This window comes from Thermoleptolyngbya oregonensis NK1-22, assembly GCF_032705245.1.
Taxonomy (GTDB): domain Bacteria; phylum Cyanobacteriota; class Cyanobacteriia; order Elainellales; family Elainellaceae; genus Thermoleptolyngbya; species Thermoleptolyngbya sichuanensis.
This window is the reverse complement of sequence record NZ_CP053540.1, coordinates 2,124,229-2,142,316: the sequence shown is the minus strand read 5'-3', so window position 1 is coordinate 2,142,316 and position 18,088 is coordinate 2,124,229. Positions and strand designations below refer to the sequence as shown.

Sequence of the window (18,088 nt, the reverse complement as noted above, 5' to 3'; positions counted from 1 at the left end):
GATTGACCAAGCCTGCTGTTTACGACCAAGACTGTTTCAACTCGGCAACAGGCGATCGCCTATTTTCGGCAAATGCGGTTTTAGTTTTGGGATGCATTCGCTCTCATGAAACCACCCCGGAATGAGCGCTTTGGATTCCTCATTTGCACTCCTTCGATGGGGACTGGTGTGCAAATCAGGGGGGCAGTCCAGCAGCGCTTACCTTGCGCGGGATAGCCATATGGCACGTCGTTGGACTGCCCAAAGATGAGTTCAACCTGTTCAGGACGTGGAACTGAAGAGGACGGCGAGATCCAGGAGAATCGCACTGGATTCTTCAGGACAAAGTGCCCTGGAAGAAGAAGGATTGGGAGGATCAAAAAAACAACCTGTAGCGAATTTTGAGAAGACCTGCGCCACGCTAGTTTCAACCCAATGGCGGCGATGGCAATGGCAATTACCAGTAGCGCGGCTGTAAACCAGGGATTTGACTGCCAGATAGTAGCCCCGGATGCACCCACCACAAACAAAGACAGGGACGCTAGGGGCGATCGCCGCTGTGCGTAGATCGCAGCGAGATAGGCAGGCAGTAGTAGCAAGTAGGCCAATCCAAACCGGAGGTTGTATCCTGCTCTGGCAATCATGAAGATGCCGAGCAGCGCGATACACATGACCGAAAACCATCCTGGCAGGAGGGACGGAGATTTGGGCGAGGCGAAGGGACGGCGAAGCTCCCAAAGCAGCAATGCCCCCGCCAGGGCTGAACACACCAGCAGAAAACCTGCATGAGGGCGACGCTTGAAGAGAAACGCCCAGACATTGCCTCCTGCCTGCTGCAAGCCAAATTGCCCCACACTGGAGGCGATCGCCCTCGCATGATCTGAACCCACCGCCCACGGCAATCTGTCCATGCAGAGGATTGGTGAAGGGAATAGCGGGCAGCCACTCACCACCAATGAGGCAAGAACGACGGGCAGGACGAGCAATGCAGGCAAAATGAGCAGCCGGAGTAAGCGCATGGGACGCTTCCAGGTCTGCACCAGGGCATAGACGAATGCGACCAGCGCCAGGGGCAGAGCGCTGAGCTTGATTGCCACGGCTCCGGCTGACAGCAACAGGAGCAAGTGTGCCGCAGCAAGTCCGGGGCGACTCTCAATCAGCACCCAGGACACCAAAACCACCAGGAAGATGATGGGCAGATTGGGGGAAGTGGAGGGCAGCGCCCGCATGGAAATTGCCGCAGGCAGTGTAACGGCAGAAGAAATCAGAATGAACCAATCTCCTACCCGCGCCAGGGAATCGTTCAGCAGATGCCTCACTGCAATAGCAGTGTGCAGCGAAGTCAGGAACGTCGCGTACCCACCCAGCAGCCCCACCATCGTCCCCAGGCGATCGCCCGTTGAGAAGGGGGCTGAGAGGGCAAACCAAGTAGAGGTAAATCCAAATCGGTCGTGCAGCAGTGCCAGCCCCGGCACTGACCCCGTGCGCCCCAGCCATTGCACAAGCTGAAGATGATACAGCCCGGTATCGGGCAGCGTTGCCCCTTGGGCCAAAAGGGCGATCGCCAGCAGCAGAACTACTGCCAATACCCAAGCCCAGCGAGGAAGGCTAGAGAAACCCGACAACAGAGTTTCTAATCCCCGTCTCCCAAATGGAAGCAGCAACGCTAGAAGAACCAGTTGGAGGGCGACCCAGATGCCCACAGACGGCGACAATGGAGCGATTAGCGAGGCTGAAAGCAGCAGAGACGCAAGAAGGAGTGTGCCTAGCCAGGCCGATAGAATCAGGCGATCGCCCCAGCGACTAAAATGCTTCGCGCCAATCCACTCTAACAGCGCTGCTCCAGGGATAACCGTGCAAAAAAACAGCCCAATCCAGGCCGAAACAAGAATCAGCATGAGCAGCACCCTGTCAAAACGCCTGAATCCATTCCTTCAGGTGATATTCCGTCCAGATACCCGCGCTCCAGTAGGGGTCTTCTTCGACCAGCGTGCGGGCAGCGGCTTCGTCGGGCGCGTCGTACACGCCAAACACCATCGTCAGGTCTTGGGTAGGGCCAAGGGTGACGACGGAGCCTGCGGCTTTGAGCTGAGCGAGACGATCGAGGTGGGCCTGGCGATAGGGGGCGCGTTTTTCGACGACGTTTTCGCAGTAGCTGCCCCACATGACGTATTTCGGCATTTTTGCAGTTGAGAGCTATAAGCTATATCAGTTTTCGATCTTCAATCTTCAATCTTCAATTTTCAATCTTCCCCCCCCTACTTACTCCGGGCTGATTTTTCGCAGCTCGTAAATGTTCCAGAGCGCACCGCCCAGCGCAGAAAATTTTACCCCGTCTACGGTGTTTCTCACCGCCGACAACGACAGCGCATTCACCAAGTGAATAAACGGCAGGTATTCCTGGGCAAGGCGCTGCGTTTCGGCATAGATGGCTTTGCGTTTTTCGTCGTCCAACTGCTGGCTACCTTCGATATAGAGGTCACTGATCCGCTGCTCCCAATCGGCGATGACGCGCCCTTCGATGGGGTCTTGTCCGCGCAGTGCCCCCTGATTAAAAGCGTGTAGCGTCCCGTCAACTGACCACACATTGCGGCTGCCGTCTGGCTCCACGCCCGCGCCCGAAAAGCCCAGAATATGTGCTTCCCAATCCAGCGTGTCGGAAAGCTTGCCGACCAGCGTGTTGAAGGCAATCGGCTGAAAATCCACCGTCATTCCCAGTTTGTCCAGGTCTTGCTTGATTTGGGCCCCCATGCTTTCGCGGATTTTGTTGCCTGCATTGGTAATCAGCGTGAACCGAACCAAGTTGCCGTCGGCATCGGTCAGCCGCCCCTGGGCATTGGTGCGAAAGCCCGCCTGCTGGAGCAGTTCCTTTGCCTTGTCGAGGTTGTAGTCATAAACAGGCAGCCCCTCTTCTGGCGATAAGTAATAGGGGCTTTGTTTGTTAATGGGCGAGTTCTGGGGCACGCCAACGCCTTGGTAAATGTTGTTGATCATGCGCTGGCGATCGAGCGCGTAGGCGACGGCCTGGCGAAACTCCACGCTGTTGAACCAGCGGGATTTGATGGGATCTACCAGGGGTCTGCCATTGCGGCTGCCCTGGTTAAGGTTGAAGGCCAGGAACGTCGTCGTCAACGCCGGGCCACCGTTGTAGATAGTGAAGTTGCCGCGTTCTTCCTCGCGCTTCAGCAGGGCGAAATAGTCTGGCGTGACCCCCAGCACATCCAGCCCGCCGGAACGAAACTGGATTAGCGCCGTGTCGGTCGAGCCTGCAATCTGCATGATGTATTGCTCGATGTAGGGCTGGGGGTTGCCCTGCGCGTCTTTGCGCCAGTAGTGGGGGTTGCGTTCCAGCGTAATCCGCTCGGCGGGCTGATAGCTTCTAAGGCGATAGGGGCCACTGCCAATTAGTTCTGCTGGTGGCGTGTCGGTGCCCCAAACAGCAAGAAACCGAGGCCTACCATCGGCCCCAGTGGAAAACACATCGTCTGCCAAGGCATGTTTGGGCAGAATCGGCACCCCTCCAGCAAAGCGGAGCAGCGGCGCGAAGGGTTCCGGTGAGGCAAATTCCACTTGGCGATCGCCCACTTTCGTCACCGCCGGAAACTTGCCTTCTACCCCCACACGTAGAATGTCGCTCTCGCTGCTGGGAATATTCGGGTTGAAATAGATGTCGTTGAAGCTGAACAGCACATCATCCACCGTCAGCGGTTCGCCATCAGACCATTTCAGCCCATCGCGCAGGGTAAACGTAATGCGTTGCTGATCATCAGAAATTTCCCAAGACTCGGCTAGCTCCGGCTCTAGCTCACCCGTCTGCCCGTTTTGCGACAGTAGCCCGCTAAACATCAGCCCCAGCGACGGGTTGACCTCATTGCTCATAGGGGGGTTAAACGTTTTGGGGTCGCTCAGTTCTGCCAGCACAATGCGCGGCACTTGGGCTGCCTGAGTGGTGAACCGGCTTGGGTTGCAGCCTGTGAGGGCGATCGCCATGACCAGCAGCACGCCCAGAGACGGCACTGCCCAGCGCAGCCGGGGAGCCATCGTCCAAGTAGGACTCTGGTGAAAGCCTGTGCGCCCAGAGCGCCATCCGCGCCGCCGACCTATGAGCCGTGAGAAAAGCCTGAAAATCATGATTCGCATGGAAGAATACGGGAGCGACCTGCAATAGTCATACCATAGCGAACTGGAGGGGCTGGTCTGACGGGGCGACCTGAGGAGGGACTGAAGCCCCTGGCTAGGGAACGGCGTGGCTTCGATAGTCGATTATTCATTCGATCCTTCGATTGACTGTGGATAGTGCGGATGTTTTAGTTGTATAGTAAGGGCGATCGCCCAAAGATGTCCTCAGAACGCTGGGAAGAACGCTAGGCAGGCTCTTAAAACCTTCTAGGTCGTTGCTTGCCTTGAGTCGATCCCCCCAAATTCCCCTTATTAAGGGGGACTTCCGGAGTGGTTTGGCTCGGTTCCCCCCTTATTAAGGATTAAGGGGGGCTAGGGGGGATCAATTAGGTCGTTGATTGCCTTGAGGCGATCCCCCTAAATTCCCCTTATTAAGGGGGACTTCCGGAGTGGTTTGGCTTGGTTCCCCCCTTAACAAGGGGGGCTAGGGGGGATCAATAGGTCGTTAATTGCCTTGAGTCGATCCCCCCAAATCCCCCTTAATAAGGAGGACTTCCGGAGTGGTTCGGCTCGGTCCCCCCCTTCTTAAGGGGGGCTAGGGGGGATCGGTTTTAAAACACGCCCTCGCAGTTGCACCGGCAACAAACCTGCGACAAACCTGCGACAAAAAATTTAGTGGACTGAATGAGCCTTTTTTGAAAATTGCCCATACCCTTAGTAAGACTCGTGATCGACTACTGTCCAGTCCTGATCGTTTAGACAAAATCGTTTAGACAAACTCTAGACAACCCCTAAACAACCCCAATCCCTTTACGCAAGATCCGACGCATGAAACCCCAATCCAACCCAGATCCTTCACTGCGGAACCCTGGGGCCGCCCTGCCCAATCCCCCTGCCGCGCCCGCTGCGGGCTACGCGCCGACGGTGCCCATGTCGGTCTATCGCGAGCTATCGGCAGAGCTTCAGGCTAGCAAAGCCATGCTGGACTCGCTGCATCAGCAGAACCAGCAGCTTGCCTATCAAAATCAGCAGTTTCGCCAGGAAATTGAGCGACTGAGTGCGTCGGTGCTAAATCTTCAGCAGATTGCGGGCATGTCTCAAGCAGCATGGGTTGCGCCCACTCGCGCCGACCAGGAAGACGCAGCGGCGATCGCCCAGCAGATCCGCCCCGTTGCCCCGCCTGTCTCTCAACCGCCTTCCAAGAAATCGCCTACCTCCTCCAAACCCAAAGCCCCGCCATCCCAGCCTGCCATCTCCGAGGCCCACGCCCTCGCAGACAGCCTCCGGTTTACAGAGCAGCCCGGTAGCCTGCCCCTTGGCGACCCGTCGGAAAGCAGCCCCCGCGACCTCAGCGGACTCTGGCTCTGGTTCACCGTGCTGGCGATTATCATCACGGCCTTTGGGGCTGGGTTTATGGTGGTGCGGCCGCTGCTGCCCAACAGTAGCCGCTAGAGAGGAATCAGCCGTTTTGCATTACTCACTCGCCTCAATCAACTCGCCTCAATCAACTCGCCTCAATCAAGCGACTGAATCGTGACTAGGGCACGAGTCGGGCAAAGCGGTTCTTGCCTACTTGTAGGACTTTGCCCGTCAGCGCGTCGGGCGTGTCGAAGCTGGTGTCAGGATTGTCGAGGCGATCGCCATCCAGCCGCACTGCGCCGCCTTGAATCTGTCGCCGTCCGTCGCTGCTGCTCTTGCACAGGCCGCTGGCGCTGAGAATGTAGGCCAGCTTGGCGGGAAACTGAATCTCTGCGAGGGAAAACTCCGGCACGGCTTCGGCCTTGGTTGCATCACCCTGCACCAGATTCAGCGCCGCTTTCTGGGCTTCGAGAGCCGCCTCTTTGCCGTGATACTGGCTGACCACTTCGAGGGCAAGGAGCTTTTGGCGATCGCGCGGGTTTTCTGGCAGCGAGTCCAGCGGCAGGTTGGTGAGTAGCTCAAAATATTGCAGGATGGCGCTGTCGGGAATTTTCTCCAGCTTGGAATACATCGAGAGCGGGTCTTCCCGCAGCGCCACGTAGTTATTGAGCGATTTGGACATTTTCTGCACACCGTCCGTCCCCGGCAAGATCGGCATCAGCAGCCCAAACTGCGGCCGCTGCCCAAAGTGCCGCTGCAAATCGCGCCCCACCGCCAGGTTAAATTTTTGATCCGTGCCGCCCAGTTCCACATCCGCCTCCAGCGCCACCGAATCGTAGCCCTGCATCAGCGGATAGAGAAACTCATGCAGATAAATCGGAGTCTCTTTTTCATAGCGCTCGGCAAAGCCTTCCTTCGCCAGCATTTGCCCCACGGTCATCGTGCCCAGCAGTTCCAGAATCTTTGCTAGGTCTAGCTTCGATAGCCACTCGGAGTTGTAGCGGATCTCCAGTCGCCCCGGCGTGTCAAAGTCCAAAATCGGCCGGAGTTGGTCGAGGTAGGTCTGGGCGTTTTGAGCCACTTCTGCCTCCGTCAACTGCTTGCGAACGTCCGACTTGCCGGTGGGGTCGCCGATGCGGGCAGTAAAGTCGCCGATTAGCAGAATCGCCGTGTGGCCTGCGTCTTGAAAGGCCCGCAGCTTGCGATAGACCGTGCTGTGCCCCAGGTGAATGTCCGTGCCCGTGGGGTCGATGCCAAACTTAATGCGTAAGGGGCGATCGCTCTCCGCTAGCCGCCGCGCCAGGTTCTCATCAGCATTCTGAGACTCCCGCTGATCGGGAAAAATTTCGCTGATACCCCGATACAGCCATTGAAAAGAGGAATCAGTCGATAAGTCAGTCATAGGATAAACGGTACTGGAGGAATGAGTTGACAGTAACAATTTGACAGTTAACAGTTATAAGAACCGCGATAGGCGCAATCGGGCAACCTTTGATGCCCCCTGTAGAGCAAATCTGCTCCCTATCTTTAGAAAACCGCGCAAGACTCGAAAATTATGTAATCATCAGCCATACTTACTGAAGGCTGTACTTCAAGTTATAAGAAAGAGTGGCGGTTCGATATAGCTCAGCTTTAGTGAGTCACAATACCTATGACAAAAGCCATGACGAATCGGCAGATCCTCCGCTATCTTAGTTAGTTACTCGACTTCTTTTCTCTAACTCACTTAGCTCATGCTCTGATCCAAATCCATATCGATGTAGTTTGGTAGTTTGTGGGGCATCCCTCAGCGCAAATTGTTCCAAAAGCCAAAGTCTCATTTTTTCACGACTCGTCTCGCTTTACCACCTGCACATCGCCATTTTTGCTGCTCAGCTTGAAGGTTCACAAATTCCTTTGGTTTTGCCAGTGATATCGGGGCTATCCCTGTGGTGACGCACCCCCACTTCACCCTTTCCCTTCGTCCTATAACCCTTTCTGACTGAATCCCCAACCCTTTCCTGCCGTGTCGTCAAACACCGCCCGTCAAAAGAAGCCCCAGAAGAAAGCATCTGCCAAGGTGCGTGCTGCCAATGCTGCCGAAGCGCCCCGGGTCGAAAGCTATGTTCAGACCAGTAATCTTGCCCCCATCTACAAGTTTGTGCAGGCGGTCGGCAAGGTCACGGCTGGAACACTGCTGGGCACCACAATGCTGACCAGTTCCGTCATCGCGGGGGGGCTGGTGGGGCTGGCGATTAGCTTCCGCAACCTGCCCGATGTTCGAGTGCTGCGGAACTATATCCCTGCTGAGACGAGCTATGTGTATGACGTGAAGGGGGTGCTGCTCGACAGCATCCACGACGAGTTCAATCGGGAAGTGGTGGATTTGGATGAGGTGTCGCCGCACCTGAAGCGGGCCGTGCTGGCGATCGAAGACAGCTATTTCTATCAGCACCACGGCATTAACCCCACCAGCGTCGGGCGGGCGCTGCTCAGCAACCTGGAAGAAGGGCGCACGGTGGAAGGCGGCTCGACGGTGACGATGCAGTTGATTAAGAACCTGTTTCTTACGCCAGAGCGATCGCTCAGCCGCAAAATCGCCGAAGCCGTCCTGGCCCTTCGGCTAGAGCAGATTTTCACCAAGCCCCAGATCCTGGAAATGTATCTGAACCAGGTTTATTGGGGGCACAACAACTATGGCGCACAGACCGCCGCCCAGAGCTATTTCCGCAAGCCCGCCTCGCAGCTTAACCTGGCGGAGGCGGCCATGATGGCTGGGCTAATCCAGGCTCCAGAAGAATATAGCCCCTTCGTGGATTATCAACTGGCTAAGCGTCGTCAGGCAATCGTACTGAACCGGATGCTAGAGCTAAAGTGGATCACACCCCAGGAAGCTGCCGCCGCCAAGCAGCAGCCGATTATTCTGGGCGACATTACCTCTTTCACCACTAGCCGTTCGCCCTACATCACTGAAGCCGTGGAGCAGGAACTCCAGACGCGGTTTGGTCGAGATGCCGTACTTAAGGGTGGAATGCGAGTGCAGACCACCATTGACCTGAATATGCAGAACATGGCCGAACAGGTGGTTCGGGAAGGACACCGCAGCCTGCGTCGCCAGGGCGTTCGGGCAGACCAGATGGCGCTGGTGGCCGTCGATCCGCGCACCCATTTCGTGAAGGCAATGGTCGGCGGCGTGGATTATCAGACCAGCCAGTTTAACCGTGCTATTCAGGCGCTGCGCCAGCCGGGGTCTGCTTTCAAGCCGTTTGTGTATTACGCAGCGCTGGCTTCGGGTAAATACACGCCAGAATCTACTGTGATGGACACGCCCGTCAGCTATCCCGACGGCTACGAAACCTACCGCCCGCAGAACTATGGCGGCGGCTTTTATGGAGCCATGAGCTTCCGGGCGGCGCTGGAGCAATCGCGCAATATCCCCGCTGTGAAGCTGGGGCAAGAAGTGGGGATTAACCGCGTAATCGAAGTCTGCCGCACACTGGGCATCAAGAGTCCTATCGAGCCGGTGGTGTCGCTGCCCTTGGGGTCGGTGGATTTGACCCCGCTGGAAATGGCGGGTTCCTATGCCACCTTTGCCAGCGGCGGCTGGCAGTCGGACACGACCTTTATCGTCCGCGTGACGGACAGCACCGGGCGCGTGCTGCTGGATAATACTCCCCGCCCGCAACTAGTACTAGATCCCTGGGCGGTCGCTTCACTGAATGACATCATGCAGGGCGTGATTACTCGCGGGACGGCGCAGGGGGCAGATATCGGTCGCCCGGCGGCAGGCAAGACGGGCACGACCTCTGCGGAACGAGATATCTGGTTTGTGGGCTATGTGCCTCAGCTTTCGGTGGCTGTGTGGGTGGGCAACGACAACTATAGCCCCGTCGGACAGGGCGCAACGGGGGGGCGATATGTCGCTCCGATTTGGCGAAACTTTATGCTGCGGGCGCTGAAGGATGTGCCTGTGGAGAATTTCCAGCCACCGTCAGCGTTTATTCGGCCATAGCGCTTCGAGGTCTGTAGCGCTTCGAGGTCTGTAGTGCTGCGAAGTCTAAAGGATTAGCTGACTTTATAGCCGCGCCCCGCTCCCCAACACGAATAGCCCAATCATGGTAATGGCGTTCCACAGGCTGTGCAGCAGAATGGGAGCCAGCAGGTTGCGCGATCGCGTGTAGACCACGCCCAGCACCATGCCCAGCGTCGTCAGCGGGATCACTTCCGATAGGCTGAGGTGGGCCACGGCAAACAGCAGACTGCTGAGGGCGATCGCCCCCCACACAGGCACGTAGCGCGTCAGCGACGGCAGCAGAAACCCGCGAAACAGCGTCTCTTCAAAAATGGGCGCAGCGACCGCAGCGGTGAACAAAAATAGCCCCAGCGACACCGCATCGCCCTCTTCCAGGACAATTTGCAAAAGCGGATTGCTGCCGCCCTGCCCCTGCCAGATTTGCTGGTTCACCAGCGACACGCCAATCATCAGCGGCAGCGCCACCAGATAGCCGCCCAACCCCCACAGGGGCCAGCGATCGGCTCCGCGATATTGAAACCAGTCCTTGGGCAGGGGAAACCACTTGCGAATCGACCAGTACAGCACCGCCAGCCCCGACCCCGCCATCAGCAGGTAGTAGGTGAAGGCATAGACCGCCTTTGCCCGTGGCCCAAAAGCGGCCAGGACTGGATTCAGCACCCCGACAATCAGCGGCGCAACCACCTGCCCTGCCATAAAAAAGCCGACAATCAGCACTTGCCAGATGATTTCCCAATCCCAGGGTACGTCCCAGGGAACCTCGCCATTCAGCGCCAGGATTGACTGTTTGCCCTGCGTCAGCCGTTGCGCCACCAGAAAAACCAGTAGCCCCGCTCCGGCGATCGCCCCCAGCACAGGCACCGTCCCCACCAGCGCCAGCTTCAGGAGAGTTCCCTGGGCGATCGCGGCCTCGTCTGCCTGCAGCGCGTTCAGCGCCTCAGTGCGCTGCTGCAAGCTATAGAGTCGATCCAGCGCTGTATAGCGAAACCAGCCCTCCAGCCCCTTCTGAAGCTGCATTTCGGCATCGGGCACAATGCGGGGCGGCTCGTTCCAGAGGCCCGTCAGGGTTCTGGCAGTGTCCGCTGCGGGGCTGCCTGCTGCGGGGCTGCCTGCTGCGGCGCTCTCGGCCAGTTTCCCCCAGGTTTGCTGGGCAGCGGTCAGATCGCCCTGCTCCGCCTGCAAAATGCCAATGCTCAAGTCCAACTGATCAAGGAGCGATCGCTGCTGCTGGAGCGCAGTGGCCAGGCGGGTCGCTTGTGAATCAACCGTGCGCGACGGAATCGGGCGCGAGGATGCAGCGGGCGGCGGGTCAGAGTCTCCCAGCGCCGCCGGATCAACCGTCGCTAGACGCTTTTCCAGCTTCGCCAGATCGGCCTCTGCCGCCTTCCGAACAGCTTGATACTGCTCCAGCGCCGTTTTCAGCGGGGACTCTCCCAGCAGCGCCTTTTGCAAGGCCGCCCCGTCTACCTCTCCCGTAATCTCGGTCGCCGCCGTAGCGTGCAGCAGCAAGTTGGTCTGATAAAGCTGCAAACGGTTCGTAATTTGCGGCTCTTGAAAACTACTCCAGAGCGAACCGCCGACCAAAATTGCCACAAACAGCGTCAACACACTGAGAATCAGTCGTTTGAGGGTCATGCCTTTTGGGGAGAGGGGTTAGAGATTCAGAGAAGAAATAAGGGGGTTGGGGCTATGCGCTGGGTTAACAGACGATGAACCTTGGGAAATTTACGGGGGAATTTACTGGGAGATTTACTGGGAGATTTACTGCGGGATTTGAGGTTGGGAATGGAACACTAGCAACGGGACTAAACCCTGCTGCTTTGAGTGACAGATTGAGTGACGAACGTTTTGAGTGACGAACGTTCAGCCATAGCGCAGGGTTACCCCGGCATTATCTCACTGTTCCCCCGTTGCAGCAGTAATGACCGGGTGAATTCCATCGCTCGATAGATCATCAGATTATCGAGTTACAGCAGCAGGTGTGGCAGGATGGGGTGTGATGCAGGGCGATCGCCCCCAGATTCTCCCCAGATCGCCCCCAGATCGCCTCCAGATCGCCCCCAGATTCTCCCCAAATTCGTCCCAGATTCCCCCCAGATTCGGAGAACGAACGGGGTAGAATGCTTCTATTTGAAAGCAACCCTCTGCACCCTGTACACCCCTTTCATACACGGAGGACACGGCCCTGGCTACTCGCGTCATCCTGGTGCGCCACGGCATCAGCACCTACAACACCCTGCGCCGCATCCAGGGGCATTTTGACGAGTCTACGCTGACGGACGAAGGGCGGGAGGCGGCCCGGCTGACGGGGCTGGCATTGCGCGGGCTGCCCTTTGCCGCGATCTACGCCAGTCCGCTCCAGCGGGCGCGGGAAACGGCCGAAATTCTCACTGCCCAGCTTGAGAACCCACCAGCCCTGCAACTGCGGGACGACCTCAAGGAAATCAACATGGTGGAGTGGGAGGGGCTGCCCTTTGACGAGGTGAAGGAGCGATTTCCAGAGTCCTATCGCCACTGGCAACAGGAACCAGAAAAGCTGAAGATGCGGCTGGCGACCCCAGAAGGGGAGCAGGAATTTTTCCCGGTGGTGGACTTGTACCGTCAGGCAGAGCAGTTTTGGCGCGACACGCTGCCGCAACACGCAGGGGAGACAATTTTGCTGGTCGCCCACAGCGGCATCAACCGGGCGCTAATTGGCACGGCTGTTGGGCTGGGGCCGGCGGACTATCACGCGCTGAATCAAGCCAACTGCGCCATCAGCGTGCTGAACTTTGCAGGCGGCTTTGGCGAACCCGTGCAGTTGGAATCGGTGAACCTAGTGGATCACCTGGGCAAGCCCCTGCCGGACGTGCGCGGCAACCATCGCGGCCCGCGAATGCTGCTGGTGCGCCACGGCGAGACAGATTGGAACCGCGAAAAGCGCTTTCAGGGTCAAATCGACGTGCCGCTGAATGAAAATGGGCGCATCCAGGGCGAAAAAGCCGCTTTCTTTTTGAAAGATATCCCCATCGATCGCGCCATCACTAGCCCCATGCTGCGGCCCAAGGAAACGGCGGAACTGATTCTGCAATTTCATCCCGATGTTTCCTTGGAGACAGACGATCGCCTCAAGGAAATCAGCCACGGACTGTGGGAAGGCAAGCTGGAGGAGGAAATTCAAGAGGTCTATGCCGATGAACTGGCCGCCTGGAAGGTGACCCCAGAAACGGTGCAGATGCCCGCTGGGGAGAACTTGCAGCAGGTGTGGGAGCGGGCGATCGCCGCCTGGAACGAGATCGTGGCCAGTTCGACGGGCGATTCGCAAAGCGATCCCTCCGGGAATCGCCCCCTGACAGTCCTCGTGGTTGCCCACGATGCGGTCAACAAAGCCATCCTCAGCGGTCTGATGGGCTGGGGCCCGGAAAAGTTCTGGGTGTTTAAGCAGGGCAACGGCGCAGTCACGGTGATCGACTATCCCCGCGGCCCGGAAAACCGCCCTATGCTGCAATCGCTCAACATTACCACCCACTTGGGCAGCGGCGTGCTAGACAAGACGGCCGCTGGAGCGCTGTAGAGGGGCTATGGCAAGTGAACTGTTCCGCCAGGTCAGGCTGCTCGATCCCGTGGCAGAAACGGATCGGGTGGTGGATGTGTGGATCGAGTCGGACAGCGTGCGGGTGATTCGCGAAGCGATCCCTCCGGGAATTGCCGACGATGTGGAGCCGCCCAGCGCTGACGTGACGGTGACGGATGCTTCGGGGCTGGTGCTGGGGCCGGCGCTGGTGGATCTCTACAGCCATTCTGGGGAACCGGGTTACGAATCGCGGGAAACGCTGACCTCGCTGCACCGGGCGGCGCGGGCGGGCGGCTTTGGGCGGGTGCTGCTGCTGCCCGACACCGATCCGGCGATTGCCACGCCTGCCGACGTAGAGTGGATAGGGCAGCACACGCCAGCCGGACTGCCTCGCCTGCAACCTTGGGCCGCTCTGACACTGGATGCCAAAGGTGAGCAGATGGCGGAACTGGGCGAACTGGCGCAGACGGACATTGCGGGCTTTGCCGACGGGCGACCCATCCGCCAGTGGGGACTCTTGCGGCGATCGCTCGAATATGCCCAGGCGTTGCACCGGCCGATTGCCCTCTGGTGCTGCGACGAAACCTTGCGGGGCAACGGCGTGATGCGCGACGGCCCAGACGCGATTCGGTTTGGGCTACCCGGTGCGCCTGCGATCGCCGAAACTGCGCCCCTCGCAGCCCTGCTAGAATGCATCGCCCAGATCGGCACACCCGTTCACCTGATGCGCGTCTCCACGGCTCGCAGCGTGGAGCTAATTGCCCAGGCCAAGGCCCGTGGTTTACCGATTACTGCCAGCACCACCTGGCATCACCTGCTGCTGAATACCCATGCCGTGGGCGGCTACGACCCCCATCTGCGGCTGGAGCCCCCCCTGGGCACGCCCGCAGATCAGGCAGCGCTGATCCAGGCCGTGCGCGATGGGATCATCGAGGCGATCGCCATTGACCACAGCCCCTACACCTACGAAGAAAAAACCGTCCCTTTTGCCGAAGCACCGCCGGGGGCGATCGGGCTGGAACTGGCGCTGCCCTTGCTCTGGCAGCAGTTGGTGGAGCCAGGACAGTTGCCTGCACTGACGCTGTGGCGGGCGCTGAGTACGAATCCGCTGCGGTGTTTGGGAGAGGAGTTGAGGGCGATTCTCGTCGGGATCGATTTGCAAAGCGCCCCTGACACGCCTACCCCCCTGACGCTATTCGACCCGCGCCCGCTGTGGAAAGTCACCCACCAAACGCTTCATTCCTGCTCTGCCAATACGCCCTGGCTGGGCCAAGAGATTCAGGGACAAGTGATCAAGGTTTTCTTCTGACCAAGTGCGTTCGTTTCTCAAGAAGCACTGGTCAACGCGGTCGAGCGGGCGCGGAATCCGGCTCGGTTCAGCGCGGTTACAGCGGCCCGATAATCCTGCACGCGGAACTGATTGCCCAGACGCACCAGTTCCCGACGATGCGCCCCAGCGACGATCGCCACGACGGGCGTTTTGCACTGGTCTTCGTCGCCCCGGTTTTTGAGAATGACCTCGCGCAGGGTGTTTTGCTGCACAATGTCGCCTGCAATCTGTGCGTCTAGCTCTACCATCACCAACTGCACGTCCTCCACGGGTTCGGCGTCCTCGACAATCAGTTGGCTGCGCTCGTCGCGCTTGTCCACCTTGCCCCAGATCATCAGCCGCGCCTCCTGCACGATGAGGCTGCCGATGCGCTCATAGGTGCGCGGAAAGACGACGGCTTCGGAGTGCCCCGTCAGGTCTTCAAGCTGGATGATGGCCATGCGATCGCCCTTTTTCGTCACCACAGGCTTGACCCCCGTCAGCATGGCGATCGCGCTAATGCTGCTGCCCTCCGGCTGCTCTTCCAAGCTACTCAGGTTAATTGGAGCCAGGATTCTGGCGGCTTCTCGAATATTTTTCAGGGGATGATCCGACACATAGAAGCCCAGCAGTTCCTTTTCTAGCTTTAGCCGCTCCTGCTGCGGAAAGTCCTCTACGGCGGGAGCCTTGGGCGCAGACTCGAAGCTCCCCGGCGCTTCGCTGACGCTGCCCAGCATATCAAACAGGTTCCCCTGCCCAATTGCCCGATCCTTCGCCCGCGACTGCGCCCACTCCAGCACCAAATCCAGATCATTCATCAACTGCCGTCGATTCGTCTCGATGCAGTCCATCGCCCCACACTGGATCAGCGCCTCCAGCGCTCGCCGGTTCACCGTGCGCGGGTCGATGCGGCTGCACAGATCGCCCAGAGACTTGAAGGGGCCATCGGCCTCTCGCGCCTGCAAAATATTCTCGATCGCGCCTGCGCCGACGTTTCGCACCGCCGACAGCCCAAACAAAATGCTGCGCTCCAGCGGCGTAAAGTCTACTCCCGATCGGTTGATGTCCGGCGGCTCCACCGTAATGCCCATCATCGTGCAGGAGGAGATATATTTCTGCACTTTGTCCTGGTCGTCGCTGTTGGCCGTCAGCAGCGCCGCCATGTATTCCACGGGGTAATTGGCTTTTAGATACGCCGTTTGAAATGTGACGTAGCCGTAGGCCGTAGAGTGCGACTTGTTAAAGCAGTACTCCGCAAACTTCACCATCTGGTCAAACAAATCCGCCGCCACCTTCTTGGGCACGCCGTTCTTTTCTGCGCCTTCAGTGAAGATGCTCTGATGCTTCTCCATCTCCTCTTTTTTCTTTTTGCCCATCGCCCGCCGCAGCAGGTCGGCTTGCCCCAGCGAATAGCCCCCCATGTCCTGGGCGATTTTCATGATCTGCTCCTGGTAGACCATGATGCCGTAAGTCTCATTCAGAATGGTGGTGAGCAGCTCGTGTTCATATTCGATCCGTTCGCGACCGTGCTTGCGGTTGATAAACTTGGGAATTAGCCCTGCATCCAGAGGCCCGGGACGATACAGCGCCAGCACCGAGGAAATATCCTCCAGTCCCGACGGCTTCAGATCGCGCACAATCTGCCGCATCCCGGAGGATTCTAGCTGGAAGATGCCCTCCAGTTCGCCCCGCGCCAGCAGTTGATAGGTGGCCGGATCTTCCATCGGCAAATTGTCCAAATCAACCTGAATGCCGTGGGTCTTGCTGATGAGATCCACCGCTTTCTGAATCATCGTCAGGTTCTTTAGCCCCAGGAAGTCCATCTTCAGCAGGCCCAGCAGTTCGATGTCCTCCATCGGGTATTGCGTCGTCACACCGCCTTCCTTGCTGCGTTCCAGCGGCACCACTTCGTCCAGCGGTTCTGCCGAAATCACCACGCCCGCCGCATGAACGCCGGTTGATTTGTTGGTGCCCTCGATCCGCATGGCCATGTCAATCCAGCGGCGGTAGGTGACGGGCGGATCGCTGCCAGGCACAACGGCATCGCTGTCGTATTTCTCTTTGAATTCCGGCGTGGGCGTTTCGTCGGAAATCATGACCTTGAGCTTGGTGGGCTTGCCGCGCACGACGGGAATCATCTTCGCCATCTTGTCGGATTCCCCATAGGGAATATCCAGCACCCGCGCCACATCCTTGAGGACGGCTTTGGAGGTCATGCGGTTGTAGGTGATGATCTGCGCCACCCGGTCGGTGCCATACTTTTCGGTGACGTACTGAATCACCTCGCCCCGACGTTCGATGCAGAAGTCTGTGTCGATATCGGGCATGGACTTGCGCTCAGGGTTCAGGAACCGCTCGAACAGCAAGCCGTGATGCACCGGATCGATATTGGTGATGCCCAGCGAGTAGGCCACCAGCGACCCCGCCGCCGACCCGCGCCCTGGCCCCACGGGAATGCCATGATCTCGCGCAAACTTGATGTAGTCCCACACCACCAGAAAGTAGCCGTCGAAGCCCATCTGGTGCATCATTTGCAGCTCGTATTCCAGCCGCTCTTGATAGTCTGGGGGGACTTCACGGTAGGTAGCGACTTTAAGGCGCTTGGCTAATCCAGCGCGGGAGGTTTCTTCGAGGTAAGTGGCAGGCGTGTAACCGTCGGGCACGGGGTAGTTGGGAATGCGCGGTTCACCCAGAATTTTGTAGCCTTCGACCTTTTCGGCGACTTCTAGCGTATGGGCGATCGCCTCTTCCACCACATCCGGCGGCAGGTGATCGCGGAACAAAAGCCGCATCTCATCGGCGGATTTCAAATACTCCGTGCCCGTGTAGCGCAGCCGCTTCTCTTCCACGATGGATTTGCCCGTTTGGATGCAGAGCAGCGCGTCGTGGGCTTCCACGTCGTAGCAGGAAATATAGTGCGAATCGTTGGTGCAGACCAGCTTGATGTCTAGCTCGCGGGCAATGCGGACGATTTCGGGGTTGACGATGCGCTCTTCTTGCAGCCCGTGGTCTTGAATTTCCAGATAGTAATCGTCGCCAAACACGTCCTTGTACCACTGGGCAACGCGCCGCGCCACATCCGGACGGCCCTGCATAATCGCCTGGGGCACTTCGCCGCCGAGACAGGCGCTGGTGACGATCAGCCCATCTTTGTACTGCTCCAGCAGTTCTTTGTTGACACAGGGGCGCGAAAAAATGCCCTTCCCCTGCACACCCTGGAGGTGAGAAATGGTGGTCAGCTTGACGAGATTCTTGTAGCCCTGCGTGTTTTTGGCAAGAACAACCTGGTGATAGCGGGGGCGACGCTCCTGCTTGGTGATGTCGCCGTTGATCACATACATCTCGTTGCCGATGATGGGCTTGACGGCGTTGTCGCGCTTTTTGCATACCTTGAGGATCTCGATCGCGCCGTACATCACGCCGTGATCCGTAATGGCGATCGCTGGCATTCCTAGCTCGATCGCCCGGTCGATGAGCTGGTCAAGCTGACTCGCGCCGTCTAGCAGGCTATAGTCGCTGTGAATATGCAGACCGACAAAGGACATAACTCAAACCGCAAACAGGGCTGAGCATCAGATTAACACCATCCCTGGATTTTGAAGCGCAATTCTTGTAACGGAAACTCTAGATGTGGAGTCTGTCGATCAAGAAGTGGGCAGCGCCAAACCCGTTTCTGCAAGGCAATTACGAAAATTTTATAGTACTAAGGTATCAAATTTCGACGGAGTTTTCGCGTAAACATTCTCTCGATTTTCCC

Annotated in this window: 10 protein-coding genes; 4 read left to right on the top strand and 6 right to left on the bottom strand. The window is 58.2% G+C overall.

Features of this window, described 5'->3' with window-relative positions; translation table 11 throughout:
- Window positions 1-80: 80 nt before the first annotated feature.
- The 3 genes from HNI00_RS09240 to HNI00_RS09230 form a co-directional block, all read right to left on the bottom strand.
- Window positions 81-1,877, bottom strand: coding sequence for an LIC_10190 family membrane protein (locus HNI00_RS09240; RefSeq protein ID WP_316792697.1), 1,797 nt, complete (start codon window positions 1,875-1,877; stop codon window positions 81-83).
- Between the two features lie 13 nt (window positions 1,878-1,890).
- Window positions 1,891-2,160 (bottom strand): YciI family protein, encoded by a 270-nt coding sequence (locus HNI00_RS09235; protein WP_277773324.1) that lies wholly within the window; start codon window positions 2,158-2,160, stop codon window positions 1,891-1,893.
- A gap of 81 nt (window positions 2,161-2,241) precedes the next feature.
- Window positions 2,242-4,020 (bottom strand): ABC transporter substrate-binding protein, encoded by a 1,779-nt coding sequence (locus HNI00_RS09230; protein ID WP_420156336.1) that lies wholly within the window; start codon window positions 4,018-4,020, stop codon window positions 2,242-2,244.
- Window positions 4,021-4,926: 906 nt separating this feature from the next.
- On the opposite strand from HNI00_RS09230, the gene HNI00_RS09225 reads away from it, so the two are divergent.
- Complete coding sequence (locus HNI00_RS09225) at window positions 4,927-5,550, top strand: hypothetical protein (RefSeq protein ID WP_316792693.1); 624 nt, start codon at window positions 4,927-4,929, stop codon at window positions 5,548-5,550.
- 85 nt (window positions 5,551-5,635) lie between these two features.
- On the opposite strand, the gene tyrS is transcribed toward HNI00_RS09225, so the two are convergent.
- Window positions 5,636-6,859, bottom strand: coding sequence for a tyrosine--tRNA ligase (gene tyrS, locus HNI00_RS09220; protein WP_316792691.1), 1,224 nt, complete (start codon window positions 6,857-6,859; stop codon window positions 5,636-5,638).
- A gap of 603 nt (window positions 6,860-7,462) precedes the next feature.
- Here tyrS and HNI00_RS09215 point away from each other — a divergent pair.
- Entirely contained in the window at window positions 7,463-9,448 is a 1,986-nt protein-coding gene (locus HNI00_RS09215) for a transglycosylase domain-containing protein (RefSeq protein ID WP_316792690.1), read from the top strand.
- 63 nt (window positions 9,449-9,511) lie between these two features.
- On the opposite strand, the gene HNI00_RS09210 is transcribed toward HNI00_RS09215, so the two are convergent.
- Entirely contained in the window at window positions 9,512-11,104 is a 1,593-nt protein-coding gene (locus HNI00_RS09210) for a CPBP family intramembrane glutamic endopeptidase (protein ID WP_316792688.1), read from the bottom strand.
- Window positions 11,105-11,675: 571 nt separating this feature from the next.
- Between HNI00_RS09210 and HNI00_RS09205 the strand changes: the two genes are divergently transcribed.
- Together HNI00_RS09205 and HNI00_RS09200 are read left to right on the top strand one after the other, a co-directional pair.
- Window positions 11,676-13,022, top strand: a complete 1,347-nt coding sequence (locus HNI00_RS09205; RefSeq protein WP_316792686.1) for a histidine phosphatase family protein — start codon at window positions 11,676-11,678, stop codon at window positions 13,020-13,022.
- 7 nt (window positions 13,023-13,029) lie between these two features.
- Window positions 13,030-14,331 (top strand): dihydroorotase, encoded by a 1,302-nt coding sequence (locus HNI00_RS09200; RefSeq protein WP_316792684.1) that lies wholly within the window; start codon window positions 13,030-13,032, stop codon window positions 14,329-14,331.
- A 17-nt stretch (window positions 14,332-14,348) separates the two neighbouring features.
- On the opposite strand, the gene HNI00_RS09195 is transcribed toward HNI00_RS09200, so the two are convergent.
- Window positions 14,349-17,876, bottom strand: a complete 3,528-nt coding sequence (locus tag HNI00_RS09195) for a DNA polymerase III subunit alpha (RefSeq protein ID WP_316792682.1) — start codon at window positions 17,874-17,876, stop codon at window positions 14,349-14,351.
- Window positions 17,877-18,088 lie beyond the last annotated feature (212 nt).

Bases quoted from the DNA above. Each gene is read 5' to 3' on its own strand.
- HNI00_RS09230 (WP_420156336.1), bottom strand. From the start codon at position 4,020: ATGGCTCCCCGGCTGCGCTGGGCAGTGCCGTCTCTGGGCGTGCTGCTG.
- HNI00_RS09195 (WP_316792682.1), bottom strand. From the start codon at position 17,876: ATGTCCTTTGTCGGTCTGCATATTCACAGCGACTATAGCCTGCTAGAC.
- tyrS (WP_316792691.1), bottom strand. From the start codon at position 6,859: ATGACTGACTTATCGACTGATTCCTCTTTTCAATGGCTGTATCGGGGT.
- HNI00_RS09240 (WP_316792697.1), bottom strand. From the start codon at position 1,877: ATGCTGATTCTTGTTTCGGCCTGGATTGGGCTGTTTTTTTGCACGGTT.
- HNI00_RS09235 (WP_277773324.1), bottom strand. From the start codon at position 2,160: ATGCCGAAATACGTCATGTGGGGCAGCTACTGCGAAAACGTCGTCGAA.
- HNI00_RS09225 (WP_316792693.1), top strand. From the start codon at position 4,927: ATGAAACCCCAATCCAACCCAGATCCTTCACTGCGGAACCCTGGGGCC.
- HNI00_RS09210 (WP_316792688.1), bottom strand. From the start codon at position 11,104: ATGACCCTCAAACGACTGATTCTCAGTGTGTTGACGCTGTTTGTGGCA.
- HNI00_RS09200 (WP_316792684.1), top strand. From the start codon at position 13,030: ATGGCAAGTGAACTGTTCCGCCAGGTCAGGCTGCTCGATCCCGTGGCA.